The organism is Shimia sp. NS0008-38b (assembly GCF_040370365.1).
Taxonomy (GTDB): Bacteria; Pseudomonadota; Alphaproteobacteria; order Rhodobacterales; family Rhodobacteraceae; genus Shimia.
The window spans coordinates 1,063,829-1,082,638 of the sequence record NZ_BAABWQ010000001.1; the positions used below are offsets into that span (position 1 = coordinate 1,063,829).

The 18,810-nt window shown below is 56.0% G+C and carries 14 protein-coding genes; 4 read left to right on the forward strand and 10 right to left on the reverse strand.

Going from position 1 to position 18,810, the window contains the following annotated elements; genetic code table 11:
- Window positions 1-186: 186 nt before the first annotated feature.
- Entirely contained in the window at window positions 187-444 is a 258-nt protein-coding gene (locus ABWV47_RS05170) for a helix-turn-helix domain-containing protein (RefSeq protein ID WP_353309075.1), read from the forward strand.
- A gap of 250 nt (window positions 445-694) precedes the next feature.
- On the opposite strand, the gene ABWV47_RS05175 is transcribed toward ABWV47_RS05170, so the two are convergent.
- Window positions 695-2,977 (reverse strand): adenosylcobalamin-dependent ribonucleoside-diphosphate reductase, encoded by a 2,283-nt coding sequence (locus tag ABWV47_RS05175; protein ID WP_353309077.1) that lies wholly within the window; start codon window positions 2,975-2,977, stop codon window positions 695-697.
- 155 nt (window positions 2,978-3,132) lie between these two features.
- Between ABWV47_RS05175 and ABWV47_RS05180 the strand changes: the two genes are divergently transcribed.
- Window positions 3,133-3,564, forward strand: coding sequence for a DUF1489 family protein (locus ABWV47_RS05180; RefSeq protein WP_353309080.1), 432 nt, complete (start codon window positions 3,133-3,135; stop codon window positions 3,562-3,564).
- A gap of 154 nt (window positions 3,565-3,718) precedes the next feature.
- Here the strand turns inward: ABWV47_RS05180 and modC are convergent, their stop codons facing one another.
- The 5 genes from modC to ABWV47_RS05205 form a co-directional block, all read right to left on the reverse strand.
- On the reverse strand, window positions 3,719-4,804 hold the full coding sequence (gene modC, locus ABWV47_RS05185) for a molybdenum ABC transporter ATP-binding protein (RefSeq protein ID WP_353309083.1): 1,086 nt from the start codon (window positions 4,802-4,804) through the stop codon (window positions 3,719-3,721).
- Entirely contained in the window at window positions 4,801-5,493 is a 693-nt protein-coding gene (gene modB / locus ABWV47_RS05190; RefSeq protein ID WP_353309086.1) for a molybdate ABC transporter permease subunit, read from the reverse strand. Before modB ends, modC begins: the two co-directional genes overlap by 4 nt.
- Entirely contained in the window at window positions 5,493-6,293 is an 801-nt protein-coding gene (modA, locus tag ABWV47_RS05195) for a molybdate ABC transporter substrate-binding protein (protein ID WP_353309088.1), read from the reverse strand. The genes modB and modA overlap by 1 nt, the downstream gene beginning before the upstream one ends.
- Window positions 6,294-6,510: 217 nt before the next feature.
- Complete coding sequence (locus tag ABWV47_RS05200) at window positions 6,511-8,127, reverse strand: hypothetical protein (protein WP_353309091.1); 1,617 nt, start codon at window positions 8,125-8,127, stop codon at window positions 6,511-6,513.
- A 41-nt stretch (window positions 8,128-8,168) separates the two neighbouring features.
- On the reverse strand, window positions 8,169-9,857 hold the full coding sequence (locus ABWV47_RS05205) for a DUF3131 domain-containing protein (RefSeq protein ID WP_353309093.1): 1,689 nt from the start codon (window positions 9,855-9,857) through the stop codon (window positions 8,169-8,171).
- Window positions 9,858-10,035: 178 nt separating this feature from the next.
- On the opposite strand from ABWV47_RS05205, the gene ABWV47_RS05210 reads away from it, so the two are divergent.
- Together ABWV47_RS05210 and ABWV47_RS05215 are read left to right on the forward strand one after the other, a co-directional pair.
- A complete protein-coding gene (locus tag ABWV47_RS05210) occupies window positions 10,036-12,018 on the forward strand; it encodes an ATP-binding cassette domain-containing protein (RefSeq protein WP_353309096.1) in 1,983 nt (660 codons plus the stop codon).
- Window positions 11,999-13,210, forward strand: coding sequence for an HlyD family secretion protein (locus tag ABWV47_RS05215; RefSeq protein ID WP_353309099.1), 1,212 nt, complete (start codon window positions 11,999-12,001; stop codon window positions 13,208-13,210). The genes ABWV47_RS05210 and ABWV47_RS05215 overlap by 20 nt, the downstream gene beginning before the upstream one ends.
- 115 nt (window positions 13,211-13,325) lie before the next feature.
- On the opposite strand, the gene ABWV47_RS05220 is transcribed toward ABWV47_RS05215, so the two are convergent.
- The 4 genes from ABWV47_RS05220 to ABWV47_RS05235 all read right to left on the reverse strand — a co-directional run bounded on the left by ABWV47_RS05220 (window position 13,326) and on the right by ABWV47_RS05235 (window position 18,799).
- Window positions 13,326-14,639, reverse strand: coding sequence for a DUF3131 domain-containing protein (locus tag ABWV47_RS05220; protein ID WP_353309101.1), 1,314 nt, complete (start codon window positions 14,637-14,639; stop codon window positions 13,326-13,328).
- Window positions 14,632-16,437, reverse strand: a complete 1,806-nt coding sequence (locus ABWV47_RS05225; RefSeq protein WP_353309104.1) for a glycosyltransferase family 2 protein — start codon at window positions 16,435-16,437, stop codon at window positions 14,632-14,634. The genes ABWV47_RS05220 and ABWV47_RS05225 overlap by 8 nt, the downstream gene beginning before the upstream one ends.
- Before the next feature lie 68 nt (window positions 16,438-16,505).
- On the reverse strand, window positions 16,506-17,303 hold the full coding sequence (locus tag ABWV47_RS05230; RefSeq protein WP_353309106.1) for a hypothetical protein: 798 nt from the start codon (window positions 17,301-17,303) through the stop codon (window positions 16,506-16,508).
- Window positions 17,303-18,799 carry a sugar phosphate nucleotidyltransferase gene (locus ABWV47_RS05235; protein ID WP_353309108.1) on the reverse strand — a complete coding sequence of 499 codons (1,497 nt, stop codon included), beginning with the start codon at window positions 18,797-18,799 and terminating at the stop codon, window positions 17,303-17,305. The genes ABWV47_RS05230 and ABWV47_RS05235 overlap by 1 nt, the downstream gene beginning before the upstream one ends.
- Window positions 18,800-18,810: the final 11 nt, after the last annotated feature.

The window sequence follows — 18,810 nt, forward strand, 5'->3', positions numbered from 1 at the left end:
CACCCTGCATGTCGTCGATGGCGGCTGAATCCAGAGAGCTTTGCGAAACACCCAAAGCGCGAAACAGGTCCGCAGGGGTTATATGTATTTCTAACATCACTACCCACCTTATATGTATGATCTGATTTTTAGATAATCTGAAAATGAGATTACTGGAAGTGTCCGAAGCATCTTACGGACACTCAATTGACCAAAACACTCCACACCAACGGACATTTGGCGCTCATTGAAGCGCTCATTTCTGCCCGTAAATCCCAAAATCTCTCACAAGCAGCCTTGGCAGAGCGGTTAAGGTGTCATCAATCGTTCGTCGCACGGATCGAGTCGGGGCAGCGGCGTATTGATGTGCCAGAATTGGTGATCATAGCGCGGGCACTCGATATTCCTGCGGAACACTTTTTCGAAGCCGTCATTAAGGCAGTGCCACCGGGTGAACGGATTTAACGACCTGATTTCGTTGACTAATCACGAAATCCACAAAAGGCATGTACGACTTTGGACGTGACCGAAACATGATTTTTTGCGTCCAAAATTAACTCAAACCCCATACTCAAAATAGAGACGGCTTCACCCGAAAGCATCGTTGTGAAGCCGCTCAATGTACAACCTATGTGTAGATAGTGGACCCCAGTTAGAACGAAATGGGCAAACTATGGGTCATTTCACACTGACAGAGCAGCACCCACCTACCGGCTTAGCCACACTTGCTGAACCCGCAGCTTGGGCATGTCATGCACCCTTCGACCATCTGCAAGCCAAACTCACCGCAGCTTGGACACGCCTTGCCACGCGGTGCTTCGCCAACCGCCATAACTTCAGCCTGAGGATCAGATTTCAGCCCCATCCCCTCGCCTTCAATAAAGCCGATCGCAACCATGTGGCGCTCAAGCACGCCGCCAATTGCGGCCAGAATGGAGGGAATATATTTGCCTTCCATCCAAGCGCCACCGCGCGGATCAAACACCGCTTTCAGCTCTTCTACGACAAAGGACACATCGCCACCGCGACGGAACACCGCCGAAATCATCCGGGTCAGCGCCAATGTCCAAGCGTAGTGCTCCATGTTTTTGGAGTTGATAAACACCTCAAACGGGCGACGGTGACCGTTGATGATCACATCGTTTACCGTCAGGTAAATCGCGTGTTCGCTGTCGGGCCACTTCAGCTTGTAGGTCGCGCCTTCAAGGCTCTGTGGACGCTCCAGCGGCTCAGACATGTAAATCACTTCACCGCCATCGGCCACGTGATCCGCAGGCTTCTCGCCCGGCGCGTCTTCACTTGTCTCGCTCACAGTCAAAACCGACCCGGTCACATCGTTTGGACGATACGTGGTACAGCCCTTACAGCCGGTGTCCCATGCCTGCATGTAGACATCTTTGAAGCTTTCAAAATCAATGTCTTCAGGACAGTTGATGGTTTTGGAGATCGAGCTGTCGATCCATTTCTGTGCTGCTGCCTGCATGCGTACATGGGCCGCTGGTGCCAATGTCTGTGCGTTCACAAAGTAGTCTGGCAGCGCTTTGTCGCCAAACTTGTCACGCCACATCTGTACGGCGTAATCCACAACTTCTTCTTCTGTGCGGCTGCCGTCTTTCTGCAAGACCTTACGGGTGTAGGCATAAGCAAACACCGGCTCGATACCGGAACTCACATTGCCGGCATACAGGCTGATGGTGCCGGTTGGCGCGATAGACGTCAGCAACGCATTGCGAATACCATGTTTGGAAATCGCCGCCTTCACGTCCTCGTCCAGATCCTGAACCAGACCACCATTGACGTATTTGTCTTTGTCAAAGAGCGGGAACGCGCCTTTCTCTTTGGCCAGATCGACGGACGCCAAGTAAGACGCACGTGCAATCGCTTTCATCCACGCTTCGGTCTGCTCCGCCGCTTCTTCCGTGCCATACTTCAATCCCAGCATCAGCAACGCGTCTGCAAGCCCGGTCACACCCAGACCAATCCGACGTTTGGCTTGGGCTTCTTGCGCCTGTGCGTCCAGCGGGAATTTGGACGCATCCACCACGTTGTCCATCATCCGCACCGCCGTCGCCACCAACTCGGTCAGCGCAGCTTCATTCAGTTCAGCCGCCTTTTCAAACGGATCTGTAACCAAACGCGCAAGGTTGATCGACCCCAACAAACACGCACCATAAGGTGGCAGCGGCTGCTCACCACACGGGTTGGTCGCCGCGATCTGCTCTACATAGTTCAGGTTGTTGCGCTGGTTGATACGGTCAATGAAAATCACACCCGGCTCTGCGTAATCATACGTGCCCTGCATGATCTTGTTCCAAAGATCGCGCGCCTGCACGGTGTGGTAAACTTTGTCGCCGAAAACCAGCTCCCAAGGGCCGTCCGCCTTCACCGCTTCCATAAACGCATCTGTCACCAACACTGACATGTTGAACATGCGCAACCGAGCTGGATCAGATTTGGCCGTGATGAAATCTTCCACATCCGGATGATCACACCGCATCGTCGCCATCATCGCACCACGACGTGAGCCCGCAGACATGATTGTGCGGCACATCGCGTCCCACACATCCATAAAGCTCAAAGGACCGGAGGCATCCGCCGCCACGCCCTTAACGTCTGCACCGCGCGGACGGATGGTGGAGAAATCATAACCGATACCGCCACCCTGCTGCATGGTCAGCGCCGCCTCTTTGAGCATGTCAAAGATGCCGGACATGCTGTCAGGCACGGTGCCCATCACAAAGCAATTGAACAAAGTCACATTGCGCGCGGTGCCCGCCCCTGCGGTGATACGGCCGGCTGGCAAGTACTTAAAGTCTTCCAACGCCGCGTAAAATTTATCTTCCCAAAGCGCGGGGTCTTTTTCAACCTTCGCAAGGTCACGCGCAATGCGCCGCCAACTGTCCTCAACCGAAAGGTCGATCGGCGTGCCGTCTGCCTCCTTGAAGCGGTATTTCATGTCCCAGATCTGCTCTGCGATGGGGGCGGCGAAACGACTCATCGATGGATTCCTTGATTTTCTTGCTGCGCGTTGAAGGTTATTTAAGGTATAACGAAACGGTGAGCACGCACAACGACAAAATACACTATTTGGGGGTTGAGGGCGAACTCAGCACTAGATAGAGTGTTCTGCGTGCATAACTCTGTGGGAAAGCTGTGGATAAAACCGTCCATCTCGTAAAACTATCCGTGGGTTCGGAAAGTCCTGAAACTCTTGCTGCTTGGCAAGAGGCAAATGCCCCGCGCTTCCCCGACGGCAAGCCCCGTCACGTCACCCGTATGTGGCCCAAACGCGAAACAGAGCTGCTCAACGGCGGGTCCATTTATTGGGTGATCAAAGGGTCAATTCAATGTCGTCAGCGTATCTTACGGCTCGACGAGGTTTTTGGATCAGACGGCATTCGCCGTTGCGCCATTGTTCTCGAGCCAAAGGTCCACTTGACGCAAGCAGCGCTCAAACGTCCATTTCAGGGCTGGCGATACCTCAAGGTCGAAGACGCCCCCGCAGACCTGCCGGAAAACCGCGCCAACGACGACGTGCTGCCGGACGAGCTGAACCGCGCTTTGGCCGAAATTGGGGTGCTCTAACTCTGATTGCCGTACGGTCCGTTAAACTCATGCCATAGGTGTGTTTTCACTATGAACACCGTTCAGATACCGACGGAAAACCGACGCGATACCACGTCCGCCTTCGACTCACCGTCACGCGTTAACACTCTCAAATGAAAACAGAATTATTAGGCTATCGCGTGCCAATATCTTGTGGTGCAACCGAGACCGACTTCACCACTGCATAACACGAAACACCCTCCGACAACCCCAGTGCCGCAGCCGACCGCCGCGTGATCCGAGCCAAAACCCGCCCGGCTTTGGTATCCACAGAAACAATCGCGCCCGGCCCCTCGCCCGCGCGCACAGACTGCACCGTGCCTTCAATAATATTGAGTGCAGACAAACCCTTGGGGCCCTCTGTTGACAAGATCACGTCCTGAGCAGCCACCCGCACGCGCACCTTATGGCCCACCGCATGTGGCAGTTGCGGCAGCATCAACGGCACACCATTTGCGCTCAACTCAGTAAGCCCGTCGTCATGGTGTTGCGCCACCGTTGCCTCCAACACGGCCCCCACGGCCCGAACGCCCATTGGCGTAAAGCTCGGATCAGACAGCACTTCTGTCGCCGCGCCCACACGCGCAATCTTTCCGCCCTGCATCGCCACCACAGTTGTCGCCAGTCGCGCCACCTCCGCAATCGAATGCGTAACATACAGAATAGGCAGCGAAAATTCGTCCCGCAGCTGTTCGAAGTACGGTAAGATTTCTGCCTTGCGAGGCTCATCTAAGGCCGCCAGTGGTTCATCTGCCAAAATCAACTTGGGGCGCGCCAACAAAGCCCGCCCAATCGCCACACGCTGCTTCTCTCCACCAGACAATTCTGCCGGACGCCGCTGCAACAACGCCCCAATCCCAAGGATGTCGACCACCTGATCAAAGCTGACAACCTCCCGGCGCTCTCGTGCCAACCCATTGCCATACAAAAGATTTTTACGCACATTCAGATGTGGAAACAGCCGTTCCTCTTGGAACACATATCCCAGACCACGCTTGTGTGGCGGCACCCATACGCCTGAGGTTGTGTCGCCTAGCACCTCACCATTCACCACAATCCGACTTTGCTTCGGTTTACTCAACCCCGCAACGGCATTGATCACGCTGGTCTTGCCTGACCCCGAGCTGCCAAACAAAACCGTCAACCCAGCAGGCACCTCAAACGCAACATCAAGGTTAAAGCTCTCAAAATCCTGCTTTATCTGGACAGAAATGCTCATGCCTGCCCCACCCGTTTCGCGATCCGGCGCGCGATCACCTCAGACAGTATCAACGCCCCCGCAGCCACAACAATGCTCACGACAACCAGCCGCATTGCTGCGTTCTCTCCGCCCGGAACCTGCAAAAACGCATAAATCGCGCTCGGCAAGGTGCGGGTCTGACCGGGAATGTTGCTGACAAATGTGATTGTGGCCCCGAATTCGCCCATCGCCTTGGCAAAAGCGAGAACCATCCCGGCCAAAATGCCGGGCAACATCAAAGGCAATGTGACCGTAAGAAAAACCCGCACGCGCGACGCACCCAATGTGGCCGCTGCCTGCTCAAGCTTTGGATCAATTGCTTCAATCGACAATCGGATTGAGCGCACCAAGAGAGGGAACGCCATCACCGCTGCCGCGAGCGCCGCCCCAGTCCAGCGAAAGGCGATAACAATACCCAGTTGCTGCAACATGCCCCCAATCGGCCCTTGAGTACCGAAGGTCACCAGCAGCAAGTATCCAGTTGCGACTGGAGGTAAAACGAGTGGTAAGTGCACCAAAACATTGACAACTTGCTTCCCTGAAAATTGCCATCTGGCCAGCGCATAGGCAACCAACACCCCCGGCAGCAAAGCCACGATCATGGCCCAAAACGCCACCTTCAACGACAATCCTACCGCAGCCCATTCTTCGGGACCCAGCCACTCCATCAGCGGCTCTCCAAAACGCGAAAGCCGCGGGATTGAAACGCGGCGCGCGCCAGCGATCCATCCCAAAACTCCATGAATTCCAAGACTTCCGGCCGATCCCTGCCCTGTACCATGGCCACCGGGTAAACAATGTCATCATGGGTTTCCTCTGGAAAAACACCCAGAGTGCGCACCCTGTTCTCCGCCGCAGCATCGGTCACATAGACCACGCCTGCCTGCGCCTCCCCCAATGCCACCAGAGCAAGCGCAGCGCGCACATTGTCCACCTGCGCAACAAAGGGCGCAACCTCAGCCCACACGCCGAGCGCCTCAAGAGCTTGTCGCCCATAAATTCCAGCGGGCACGGCCTCAGTTAAGGCCATTGCCATGCGCCCACCTGACAAAAACGCGGTGGACTTAAGACTCTCAAATCCTCTAAACTTCGTCGTGGATCTCTCAGGAACGACGAGCGCCAAACTGTTGCCGTAACTGATTTTTTGACGCGTTTTGTCAAGCAAACCACGCCCGCGCAAATGAGTCATCCACGCCACATTTGCAGAAACGAACACATCTGCGGGGGCGCCATATTCGATTTGTCGCGCCAAGGCCGACGACCCCGCAAACGACAAAACAACCTCATGCCCGGTTTCCACTTCAAAGACCGCGGCCACCTCCTCCAGAGCTTCTTTCAGACTGGCGGCCGCAAACACGACCACTTCACCGGCTTGAGCCGTCGCAGCCCCACATCCAATCACCACCGCAGTCACTGCGACTTTCAGGGCAACAAGGGGTGATTTGGACGACATTGGAGACCACGACATATTTGCGTCTTTTCATGGGGATATAGAATGCCGCCCCCGCAACGCAAGCCTTTTGCCGCAACCGCATCGCGCCTTCCCCTCTGATGGCTGGGGCTGCGATGCCTTCCAATTCTTCGTTTCACGACATCAGAGTTCGTTTTGACTGCTATGGTTGGCTTTGGCGTCGCGCCGTTAGCAACGCCTAAATGCCGCAGCTGCGTTCACCCTCAACAGAGGCTCATTGAGTGGCCGCAAAGTGTTGTAACACCGGCAAGGCTGCGGATCTGAAATAACGCGACAGGATCACATAGTCCTCAACCGACACATTTTGGGCGGTACTGCTTATATCCCCTGCCCGCACGGTATCAGCACCTTGCGCCAGCTCTGCTTCAAGCTCTGATAAAATTTGGTCAACAAGCCCATTCTGATATAGCATCGGCTGAGCGTTTGTTGAGCCCGTCCCCCGCTGTGTTTCCGCCGGCACACTCGGATCAAGCTCCGGTGTGGCAGGCGTCGTCTGATCGTCCCTCTGGATCGCAACCGCCAATATAGACAGGGCTGTTTGAGGATCTAAACCGATAGTGTTGATAAGGTAGTCAAGCTTTTTCACCTCCGAAGCACTGTCTGACATCCCTGCCATTTGTGCAGGTGACGCTTGTCCATAACCCGTCGGTGACGGTGCTGCCTCTACTTGCAACTGAGGCAATGTATTGGGCGTTACAGCCGGAATAGGCAGAGTGCCGCGTGGGGCGCTCACTTCCGGCTCCCCCACCCATGCCGCATCCGCCTTTAACCGCTCAAGCTGAGCTTGAATGCCGCCAACAACAGCCACAAGGTCGGACATAGCCTCGGTGTCTTCCTGTATTGCCGGTCCCCGTGGCGCACTCATAACGCTCTCCCCTGCAGTCCGCGCATTTCCCGTCTGAATTTGAAGGATCAAGTGCTTAAGCGTCTCAATATCTGCACGCAGAGCCTCAGCGCTTGCGTTTTCGCGAGGCGATCCACCCACGCCCAGCCCCGGCTGGGCAGGCTGGTGTGGCGCGAAGGGCTGTATTGGCGCCTGCTGACCCTGAGGATGTTGCACCGGCAGCTGTTGCACGGTCACAGGCGCTGTGCTTGTCGCGGGCGCGATGCCCGCCACCAAAGCTTCCGCATAGCCTGGCGCGATCACCTGCGGCTGCGGCATGGGCGAATTCCACGCCGCCGGCTGCGTCATTGTACCAGAGGATATCCTATCAGCGTTTGGAACCGGCCAACCTCTTGGCAAAACAGAGTAATCCTGATTGGCCGCGATCCAACGCAGATATGCTGTGACGGCCGAAAACCCTTTGAGCGACACGCGCACAACCTCACTGTTTCCTCGGCGCGCACTCAACTCACCACCAGATCCCAGCAGCAATTCAAGAGGCACATCCAATGGCTGCAAAATGCGCTCCGGCACCTGAATTTCAGACACCCCCTCAGAGACAAAAAACAAATCACCGGAAAGCGCGTTTTCCAACTTCACTTGAAGCTGACCGCGGTCGGTCAAAAACACCTCAAGTCCTTCTTTGCGCGCGGCACAGGCGTAGGTTCTGGGTCGGCAAATGACCTCAAAAACATCCACATCCAGGCGCGGAGTTGGCGCAAACCTTGCATATCCATCGGGGTCAAAGCGAAAATAGACCCCCTCAACCAAACCCTCTTGAAAACTCGGCCAGCCAAACGAGCCTCGCAGCGCTTGACGTGCTTCACGAGCGCCAATCGCAAAGGGTATTGCCGTGTCCAAAATTGCATTCTCGGAGGCAAATGCCTCGGGTGTGCGTTCGGCATTGGCCGCGCCCTGTGCCAACACAACCTTGCCAGATAGTCCCATGGCTGCCACCAAAAAAAACATTGTTTGCAAAAACTGTCGCATCAGAAATCAGCCTTTTCTTGTACAGAATGACGAAGTGCCGGGAGCCATTCATCTTTCTGGGGGGGATCCGGGTAGTTGCGCATAAGCCGAATATCTTGGTCGCGAAACGCCGTGTACCAAACTTCTGTATCACCGGTGTATGGGGTCAAAATTGTGCCCTGAACCTTATGCAGAAGCGAGGTCAGAATGATGCCGTTATTGTTGGCCGTAAAAATCGCAACCCGGCCCTGCCCTCGCTCATAAAGCCCCTCAAACATTCCGTTTTCCGGATCATATAACTCAATGATCGCCTCATATAGCACGTCGGTGTATTCCGTATCCCAAAGCGCCCACAATCCCAGTGCCGCCTTTGATGACACCGCAGAATGATCTGGCACATAGTCCCCGCGCGGGGTCACCGTGTTCCACGGGTAGCCATCTGAAAAAATCGTATCATAGGTGAAATAAGGTGGCCCCTTCACATTGTGCTCTGAGCGGGCAGTCATAAATCCCGTTTGGCGCCAGCGATTTTCCTGAACTTGATAAATGCGATCTGCAAACTCTGCGCGCCAGCCATCGGTGTGCTTCCACTCAGGGCTGCTGTCATCAAAAGGCATGTCAAAGCCAAGCTCCAACCCATCTTGCAAATAACTCTCTGTCACAACGTAGTTTTGTGAATGGAAAACGCGTGGGTCCCGACCATCATAAGGCACCTGAACCCCAAAAATAGAGGCGGTCAGAAAAGGTTCCGCACGGTGCGCAAGCCGAGGGCGAAATCCCCACAACGCAAATCCCTTGGCCGCATATTCTTCGTACCCAAGCCGTCCCTCTTGGGCATAGACCGTCTCATCGGTCTCTTTGTCTACATAGGCGCCAAACAGCAGCCCCTCATCGTCCACCACATTGCGGAAATCCCACTTGAGCAGCACCGAGTCGATTGTGTTTGCCAGATAGGGATACCGGTTCTTCAAAATCCGCATCCACACCAAAAACCGGCCTATGTCCAACGCGGAGAACCCTATCTCTCCCGGTTTGTTGGTATAGTCCACTTTTGCGCCGGTCTTGGTGTGATACACTTTGTTTGGCATTTCTTTGCGAAACAAATCCAAACCTTTTATCGTGGTCAGGAGGTGCGTGATCCGGCGATCAAATTCTGGCTTCTCAATCAAACACAACTCAAAAGCAGACACCACGCCAGCAATATATGAGGCCGTATCCCACAACGTGGTTGACGGATAATTACCAACCGAATTGGCAAGACCCGTTGTTTCCTGTGTAAACGTCTCAAAGTAATGCCAGGCAACACGCGCTGCACGCAGCTCACGTTCGTTCAAAAAACCGCGTCGGTCTCTATACTTACGTACATAGGTATTGTGTTTGTCGTACCCATGCGGCACGCCAATCCCACGATCCAATTTTGCAAAATAATCCGGTGCCATCTCACACATTCGCGGCGGCTTCACACGGCGCGGCTCATCCCCAATCATGCTTGATGTGACACTTGGCAAATTGCCACGCATAAGGGCCGGAATGTCGTCATAGGCGCCGCCGGCAATGATCGGGATCACCTCTTCTTCTTGTGCCAAGAACACTTTACGCGCTGAAAGACCCACAGCGTAGCTTGCCCCACCCAAGGCGACGACCGCAGCACAGAACAGCCCAACACCCCAAAGCGGTGACCGCTTGCCAGAACCAACAACACTCTTCATCAAACACACTCCTAACGGAATGCGACTATCAAACCGCAAATCCGTTAATATTTAACAACCAAATCCCCTTCATCCAAAAAGAGACAAAATAAGAACATCAAAATAGAGACAATAATGTGCACATAAAGTTTCTTAACCGTTTTGGATTACAACAGAGGTGTTGTTGAGGTTTTTGGTTATGTCTGATTTATCTACCGAACGAGAACTCCCTGATTTGTCGCTAAACTTTTTGAGCGCCACGGAGGCGACCTCCTTGCCCTTCCGTGATCGCACAACCCCACTTTGGGCCACGGCGATATCTCTTTTGTTCTCTCTGGGCGGTGGCGTGTGCCTACTGGCCGTCGCGGTGTTTGTGGTGTTTTTTTACGATCAAGTGGCCCTAAATGGGCAATTGATCCTCGCACCTTTGCTGATGCTTGGGACGCTTGTGCCAATTTTGGGGATTTTGATCTTTGAAGTTGGACATGCCCGTGCACTGGCCGGGTTCCGACACATTCGCCTGCGCAACACCGTGACAGGCAAAGCCATCGTTGGCTGTCTCGCGGGTTCATCACTCGCGCTCCTTGATCCGATCTTGGCGGCCCCTTTTGTAGTTGGGGCCTTACTCAGTTGGCTGTTATGCTCTGTGGCGGCGAATTGGATGCGGCGCGAACCCATGTGGGACTTTGCCCCGCAAGAGGCTGCTGGATTTTTGTCAGGGCGTGACCAACGTGCGGTTGAGCTTGCCAATGCTGCGCGCGCCGACAGTGCATTATTGGACTCCATTCACAAGGCGCTGGCTTTGTCCGGGCTTACAGGTGGGTTTGCTGTTGCCAGCTGGCTGACAGCAACAGAGGTGCTCAATGTGGCTTCCATCGCAACGATTGCATTGATCACCTATTGGTCGGTGGACGCCTTTGCGGCCTATTTTCGACAACGCTCACATGCCGATCCGGAATCTTTGGGCCGCGCAGAAGAGGTGATACAATTGCCGCCGCCTTACTCTGCGGACCAAGATATGGCCGATACCGCACTTGTGGTCAGCCATCTATCGGTGCATGCACCGGATGGCACTGCCTTGCTGTCTGACGTGTCGTTTCGTGCGGAACCCGGTGCGATAATCGGGCTTTCTGGTGACAGCTTTTCTGGAAAATCTTTATTGCTGCAAGCCCTACATGCGCCGCAGGATCTGGATGGTCTGACGGCAGAGGGGTATGTTGCGCTACATGGCACACCTCTGTGGTCCCGACAGGCCAGAGATGCGGCATTGCCTTCTGTTTTTGTACCGCCTGACCCGCTGTCTGTTCCGGGTGGTGGGGCCAAAAATCTGGCTTGTTTTGCTGGCGCCGCACAGCTGGACAGGGCCCGGCGTCTGCTGCAATCACTGGTCTTCACTGCAGACACCGTAGAACGCATCGTCACCGCCAAAGACGTCCATCACCTTTCGCGCACCGAGCAAAAGGCGCTGTCTCTGGCACGAGCATTGGCTTTGCGCCCCTATCTCTACCTGATTGACAGACCCGAAGACGGCGCCAGCGAGAGCCTGCTGGGGGCTCTTGGCGACAAACTCAAATCAGAAGCGCGCCTTGGCCACATAACATTGATCATCACCGAAAACCGTCAGCTTCTTGAGCGCTGCGATCAACTTTTGATGATGCAAAACGGCCGCGTGATCGAGTTTGCTCCAACTGCGGAAATCAGGGCCCGCCTGTCATCCGGATGGAGCCGATTTGTCACCGATCGCGATCTCGACAACGAGGAGGCATTGGATGCTTGGGTTTGCAGCCAATTCCGACGCGAAGGGGACGAGGCCAATCGCCGATCGGTCTGCATGATCGCCAATGAAATGCTCAGCGTCGCCTGTCAGGCAATGATCGATCCAACAGAAACAGACAAAACCGTGTCCTTTGAATTCAAACACTTTGTTGGCCAATGTGAATTGAGGCTTGTGGATAGACGCCTAGCGCTCTCCAGCGGTGCGATGAACAAAGCACGTGTGGCAGCAGACACATCCGTTGAGGGCGAACGCCTCTCTCCTTTGGCAAAGATCATGCGCGACAGCTTGAGTGTGGCAACCGACATCACCGACGATGGGGGGCATTTGCAGGTGACCATCAAAACCTATGACCCGCGACTTTTGGAAACCCGCAAGGTAGGCAAAGATGCGACACCCAAAGCTTAACATGCGCCCCCCCCGTATTCTCTACCCTTTGCAGATGATGTGGGTTTTGTGGGCCACGCTGGCATGCACGGTACTTGCGATGAGCGCATGGATATTGGCATCTCACATCCTGGTGTCTCCCACGCGCAGCTATACTGGTAAATTCGAAAGCACTGCCCAAAGCATGCCTGTTGTCTTGCCAGCCGACGTGTCGGTGCGCACGATGATGGTGACAGAGGGGGCCGACATTCAAAAAGGCCAAAAACTGGCGCGGTACGACCAAGTTGCACTGCGCGATCTGATCACTCTAAAGACGCAAAAACTGGCGCGCAATCGCATGCAACGCGCTTGTTTGTTAGATAAAGAACAAGTGGCGCTCTCCGTGCGCACTCTTGACCTCTCTTCTGACGATGGCGCGGGTCTGCGCGATGCCACAGCTCTATCTGCGTGCCTGAACACCCATCGGCGCAACCGTCTGGAACGCGAAAAGCTGATGTATCTGCGTGATCGATTGCGTCGCCAATCCAGCCTGGCTGTGCAAGAGCTCACCGCGCGTGCCCACGCCACATCTGAGCCCGTACGCTCTATTCTGAAGCTGCGGGCGGCGCTGGAACAGATTGCTTTGCAAACCACCATTCGGAACACCGAATTTGACTTGGCTCTTCTCACGGAGGCGCAGCATAGCACGCTCCTGGAATCCATAAGCTCTTTAGAGGCTTCTGCTGACGCCCTGTCAGCGGATTTAATCCGGCTTGAGGCCTTACAAACCTTTCCTTGGCTGCGCGCGCCGCAAGCCGGCCGAATAGAACGGGTGCGTGATCTGTCGGGTGATCAACCGCACGCGGTTGCGCTGGTTTTGGCGCAAATTCACCAAACAGATGTCAAAAGTTACGCCGCTTACTTCGATGTCCCACACGCGCGTGCCAACCTTCTGACCGAAGGTGCGCCTTTGGACATCTCTCTGGCCGGATTGCCCCCCTCACAACGCAATCTCCAAGGCATTGTGCAATCTATTGTCCCCGCCTCTGGTGCACAAAGTACCGACACACGCATCGAAATACGCATCCCCGCAGATACGTTACCGCCGACAACGGCGCGCGCATTGTTTTCCTTGCCAGATGGGACACGCTCAACCATGCGTGTGAGCCTGCCCTCCAGCACCTTGTCCGACGTTCTGAAAGCCGCTTCCAAACCTCTGGCCGCTGCATTTTGATATACCACGCGTGACGAGACACGCTCTGATGGCATAAACCATCACTTTCACCACCGCTTCAAACAAAAAACCGGACCACTTTGAGCCCGGTTTTCTTGACGCATGTGTCGTTTCCTCACCGAAGTAGCGGACCCTTGTGTTTGAAGTGCAACGCCTCCAGAACAACCGCGTTGCTGTTCAATGTCAGTGCTGAATTGATCCGCCCATCAGCTTCATATCGTCCCGCCATCCAACCCTTTGGCCCTGCCAAATCGACCATGGTTGCACGGACCTCCTGCGTATAGGCGGTGCCATACAAAGCATCCCAGCCGATGGTCGCTTTTAGGCTGACCGTGCGCAAATCGGTGTGATTGTCTCCAGCTTCAGTCAGAACAGACCAGCTCTCGCCATTGCCAAACACCGTATTGTACAAAAAATGGGGTGCCTGATCGATGTGGTCCTCTGACACCATCGTGGCCTGGCCCGTCGCATCAAACCGCGCTTCTTGGGCGCGGTAGATACGGCTCGCCAAAAGCTGCGCCTCTTCGGTCAACCCGACCTCAAAGGCCTGCAAAAGATAGGGCTCGCTGAGAACCGGCGTGATCGCGCCAAAGCTGCTGGCCCGTCGACGGTCAATACCCACGTCAACACCGCTCACCGTTTCCCACGCCAAAACAGGTCGCGCTAGACCGGCGCCTAAGACATCCAACCCCCAAAGCGCAGCAGCGCGGGCTGCATATTGTTCGTACCCCATGCGCCCTTCTTGGTGGTATTGAGTGTGCCCGTCTTGTCGGGTGCTGCCCCAGAAACGACCCTCCCGCGCCATCGCTGCCAAATCCCATTGCGCCAGCAAAGCGCGAATGCGCGGGCCATAAGTCGGCACATTGATCTCAAATACACGCAGCGCCATCAACAGCCGGGCCACATCCAACGCCGACCAACCAATGCCCTCCGGCGCGGCCACATTAGCATAGTCCACCATCTTCAGACTGCGTGTGTCATAGGCCTTGTTCGGCAGCCGTCCTTCAAACAGCTCCATGCGCTCCAAACCGGCCATCAGAGCCGCACTACGTGCCAGAAAGGTTTCATCATCAATCAGACCCAACCCTTCCGCAGCCATCAGTGCCAACAAATGTGATCCCTGATCCCACATTGTCGCGTTCGGGTGATCGGAAATGGAATCGACAAAACCTGTTTCCGGCCGATAGTGGGCCTCAAAATACGCCCAAGCTGTCGCCGCATCCTGCCAATCCTGCACGGACAAACCGCGTGCGGGTTTCGGCACAAACTGCGCGCCACTGGGCAGCGCCATCACCGCCGACTGGCGCATAAACTGGCCCCACCCATCAGATCCAACAGCAATGCCCGCCGTCAGCAGCAAACCTGTCACAAAGGCCAGACTCCCATGACTGCGTCGGGGGCGGCGGCGATAGATTGGTAGATCAGACATGAACATCCTCCAATGGAATGGATTTGGTGCAGGAGAGGCGCGGAAGGCGCCATGCAGCTGCGGCCATCAAACGGGCCACCAGCATCATGTTGCAGGTAAGCCAAAACAAATTCACCCACAGAAGCGCAGCGCTAAACCCAACGTGCCCTTCAAGGGTGCGCCAAACGCCAATACCTCCCGCCACACCCATAACAATCAATACAACAAAATGGGGCATCACATGGCGCATGCCCGTCCCCGCGATCGGCAATTTAGGCGTCGGGGCAAACCGCGGACGTTGTCCGCGCAGCACACAGGCCAACGCATGTAAGTGCACCGGCAATGCCGCGACCGACAGCACCCGCCCCGGCCCCATCGCATGCCCCTTACACGTCGTCTGCATGGCCACCTCTCCCAGAATGACGGCCGGCAAAAAGTAGCAGAAAAACTCCACAGAATAGGCCTCCACCGGCGTGATCCCTGTTACCAGCGACACCATTGGTGCCAGCAACAGGATCGGGGCCCACAGCACGCTGAGATAAGACCAAAACGTCGCGCCATAGTGCAGTTTTTGCCGCCATGACAACCCGCGCCGCCAAAGTGGATTGTCCCGCAAAGCGATGTCAAATGTACCTCCCGCGTATTTCAGCCGTTGCCCCGCCCACGCATCCATGCTCATCGGCGACAACATACGCGCTTCAATTTGCGGATGGTAAACGCTGGTCCACCCAGCCACGCGATCCTCATGCAATAAAATCGACGTATACAAATCCTCAGACACGTGAAATCGATAGGGTTCAAGCACATGTGCCCTCAAGAGCGACGCTGGGGGGCGTGAGGTGAACTTGCTGCTGCGCACCAAGGCCGCAGCTTTGCGCTTCAGGGCGCCGTCAAACACCGCCTCACGTCGATGAATGGACCCTGCGCCACAACAAAACGAGGCCCCATTGCGATTGCGCCGCCGCTGGATCACATCAAAGAAGACACTTGGATCTGCGAGAAATGGGTCGGTTCCCACCCGCTGCAGCCCGGTGAAAGTTGCACAAACGCGGCCGAACAGTTGCGGCACCAAGTGATGAGGCTTTGCACCGAATTTTTGCGCCACCCACCGGGGCCAACTTTGTCCTTCGGGCAAGTCGTAAAACCAATGCGGCGTTTGCACCCACGCCACTTTGGGATCGCGAAAATAGCCCAGTGTGTTTTGCAAAAATGTGGGCAAAAGACGTGTGTCTGCATCGCATATAACCACAAAATCGCCAGAGGTGTGCATCAAGCCATTGCGCAGATTGCCTGCTTTAAAGCCTTCGTTGGTGGCGCGTGCGAAGTAGCCAATGCCCTGGGACGCCGCCAGCTGCGCCATGTCCACGCGATTTCCATCATCCAGCAACCAAATCCTTACCCGCGTATGATCAGGCACACGCAGGGCCTTTGCATCCCTGATCGACGGGCCGACGACAGACACCGGCTCATCAAAAGTTGTGACAAACACATCCACGCTCACCGGTCCAGATGTGCCATCAAGCTGGGCTTGAGATCGGTTCTTCGGTGGCGCTTGCTTCGGAGTGTCCCCTTCGTCCCAAATATCAAAAGCCACCAACGCCGTGCCAAAGAAAAACAACGTTTCCGCAAGTGCCACCAACACAGAAAACCCCAACGCCTCCGGGTTGAGAGAATGCGCCCAACGCCAACAAAGATACAAAGCGCCCGCTGCCAGGCTGGCGCCTGTCCAAAAGTGCCACAGGGTCCTTTGTCGTTCTGAGAGCGGAGGATAAAACGACGGCCGTCGGTTTTCAAAGACCTCAAAATAGGGCGTTTTCATGTGATCTGGTCTCTTTTGGATCTTGGCGTCAACATCGGGTAACTCGTCATGCGCGGCGTCACTTAATCTCAATGGGAATTGACCTCCCGATGGTCCTGCACAAACTGATCCACCACCCGCAGGATGGCATCCACTTCATTGCCGCTGTGACCCTTTGCTGTGCTCCCCGTGGAGTAGGACCAAACACCTGCCGCAACCTTGATGCGCAGATCTCGCGCCAACAGCACCTCTTGGGACAGGCTGGCGAACACCGAGTACTCGTAGTCGCAAAGGTCTTCCGGGTCGGAGAAGGAAAAGTACAGGTTAAGCGTGGGTTGCCCCGCCAGCATCGCGGCCTTGTCTTTTGGCACCACCCGAATACCGGCCAGCATCAAGCGTTCTACAAATTGCCGATGCAGATCACGACCAAAATCGCCGCCAAATCCCGGGGGTGGCTTCAAGGGAGTCAAATCCAGATGCAGCGCCTCGACCCCGCGCAAGACCTCTCCTTTTACGGATCTGGGCAATGCAAGCGGATCAAATCCAAGCGCCAGCTCTGGCTGTCCCCCCCGGCACACACCCGGCGCGTCCGGATCATCGTTGGGCAATGGGTCAGCTTTGCGTACCCCGTCAGGCACGCCAAACAACCGGTGAATGAACCCGGTGTTGTTGGTGTCAAGCGCGCGACTGGAATAGCTGCGCATCTCGGTGCATTGTGCCCCGGCCGGGCAATGCGCACCAAAAAACTTCACGCGCTCCCAAAGAATCCAGAACCGGTCCTCCACCAGAGGCGGCGTCTGCCCCAGCGCGGAGCTGACCCAAAGCAGATACACCACCGCCAGACCGCACAGCCGGGTGCGCCATTGTGATAGACTTGAGAGCTGCATCACATCCCCCCAACCATCTGTCGATGGGGCCAAGACCGTGAAACTGGATCAGCTGCAGCCGGCACCACGCCCTCTAGTGGGATCTGACACCGCACGTCACCATTGGCAGTCCTGTGGTCAAGGGCCCAAGTGCCCGCAACAATCATTTCATCCACCCACGTTCCCGCGCGCACAGCTGTCTTGGGCATCACAATGGCGCGGCGCACCAGCGTACGCGCCTCCACATAGGCACCTGCGCCAATCGCCGTTGGTCCTTCGAGCTTGGCTCCGGCTTCGACCACCGCATCCGCGCCAATAAAACAGGGTCCGACAATCACCGCGCGCGGCGACACCTGCGCGCCTGCGGCGGCCCACACATGACGCCGAATTTCTCGCCCGCAGGGTTCCACGCCGGGGATCAGCCCCCGCAGTCCCCGCGACGTGGTGCGGTAAAAGTCACGCCCACAGCCCATATCCACCCAGCTGAAGTTTGCATCATAGACCTGCATGTGACCGCCAGCGGCCAAAACGGCGGGCATCAAGTGCCTCGCGATATCTTGGCCCATGCCCCCGCTCAGCCGCTGCAACGCCCGCGGGTTCACAATATAAATCCCGGTGCTCGCCAGATGCGATCGGGCCGCCTCTGGCGTTGGTTTTTCCACAAAACCAGTGATCCGCCCGGACACATCCGTTTCGATGATCCCGTATTTCTGAACGTCCTCAGGGGCCACCTGCTGTACCGCAATGGTCACTTCGGCACCCGTCCTGCGGTGTGTGTCCATCATATCCGCGAGATCCACATCACTCACGGCATCACCACACAGCACCACAAAATCATCATCAAACGCCATGCGCCGGGTCTGCAGCGCCAGAAGCGTGCTGGCAGATCCCATCGGCTCCGCGTGCCAATCTGAACCGACATACCGCCCCTCATTGAGAAACTGCACACTGCGGGATGCGGAGCTTTGAATATGCGCGTGAAACTGTGGCCCCAAATGCCCGGGATTCAGGATAAAATCTCGAATGCCGAACTGACTGAGATGCGCCATCACATGATCCAGAACCGGCCGTCCCAGCAGGTCGAGCAACGGCTTCGGGGTCTGATGGGACATCGGCGCCATGCGACTGCCTGTGCCAGCCACCAGCAACACAGCCTTCACCCCAGACAGACGTTTGGCCCGAAACGCAGGTGTCTGCAGGGCCTGCTCGCGGGTCTCAAACAGATCAAGCAGGCGCGACACGGCACAGCGATCAAACTCCCGTCGCACGGTCTTTCGCGCGCCAAAAAATCCCAAGACAACCTCACGCGGCATTTCGCTCTGAAACTCCACCAGAGCGGCCAGCCCCGACCGGGTGATCCGACGCACCGCGCTCAAATCCACCAAGAGCGCCCCACGCCCCTGCGCTTGCGCCTGAAGCTGTGCTTGACGCAATGTACCAAAATCCGCAGAGGTCAGCCGTCCGGTCACAAGTTTTAGGACCGATATCGTACCGTGATCGTCACTCATTGTGAGCATTGCATTCTCCT

Bases quoted from the DNA above. Each gene is read 5' to 3' on its own strand.
- ABWV47_RS05175 (WP_353309077.1), bottom strand. From the start codon at position 2,977: ATGAGTCGTTTCGCCGCCCCCATCGCAGAGCAGATCTGGGACATGAAA.
- ABWV47_RS05210 (WP_353309096.1), top strand. From the start codon at position 10,036: ATGTCTGATTTATCTACCGAACGAGAACTCCCTGATTTGTCGCTAAAC.
- ABWV47_RS05205 (WP_353309093.1), bottom strand. From the start codon at position 9,857: ATGAAGAGTGTTGTTGGTTCTGGCAAGCGGTCACCGCTTTGGGGTGTT.
- ABWV47_RS05200 (WP_353309091.1), bottom strand. From the start codon at position 8,127: ATGGGACTATCTGGCAAGGTTGTGTTGGCACAGGGCGCGGCCAATGCC.
- ABWV47_RS05235 (WP_353309108.1), bottom strand. From the start codon at position 18,799: ATGCTCACAATGAGTGACGATCACGGTACGATATCGGTCCTAAAACTT.
- ABWV47_RS05220 (WP_353309101.1), bottom strand. From the start codon at position 14,639: ATGTCTGATCTACCAATCTATCGCCGCCGCCCCCGACGCAGTCATGGG.
- ABWV47_RS05225 (WP_353309104.1), bottom strand. From the start codon at position 16,437: ATGAAAACGCCCTATTTTGAGGTCTTTGAAAACCGACGGCCGTCGTTT.
- modB (WP_353309086.1), bottom strand. From the start codon at position 5,493: ATGGAGTGGCTGGGTCCCGAAGAATGGGCTGCGGTAGGATTGTCGTTG.
- ABWV47_RS05230 (WP_353309106.1), bottom strand. From the start codon at position 17,303: ATGCAGCTCTCAAGTCTATCACAATGGCGCACCCGGCTGTGCGGTCTG.
- modA (WP_353309088.1), bottom strand. From the start codon at position 6,293: ATGTCGTGGTCTCCAATGTCGTCCAAATCACCCCTTGTTGCCCTGAAA.
- ABWV47_RS05215 (WP_353309099.1), top strand. From the start codon at position 11,999: ATGCGACACCCAAAGCTTAACATGCGCCCCCCCCGTATTCTCTACCCT.
- modC (WP_353309083.1), bottom strand. From the start codon at position 4,804: ATGAGCATTTCTGTCCAGATAAAGCAGGATTTTGAGAGCTTTAACCTT.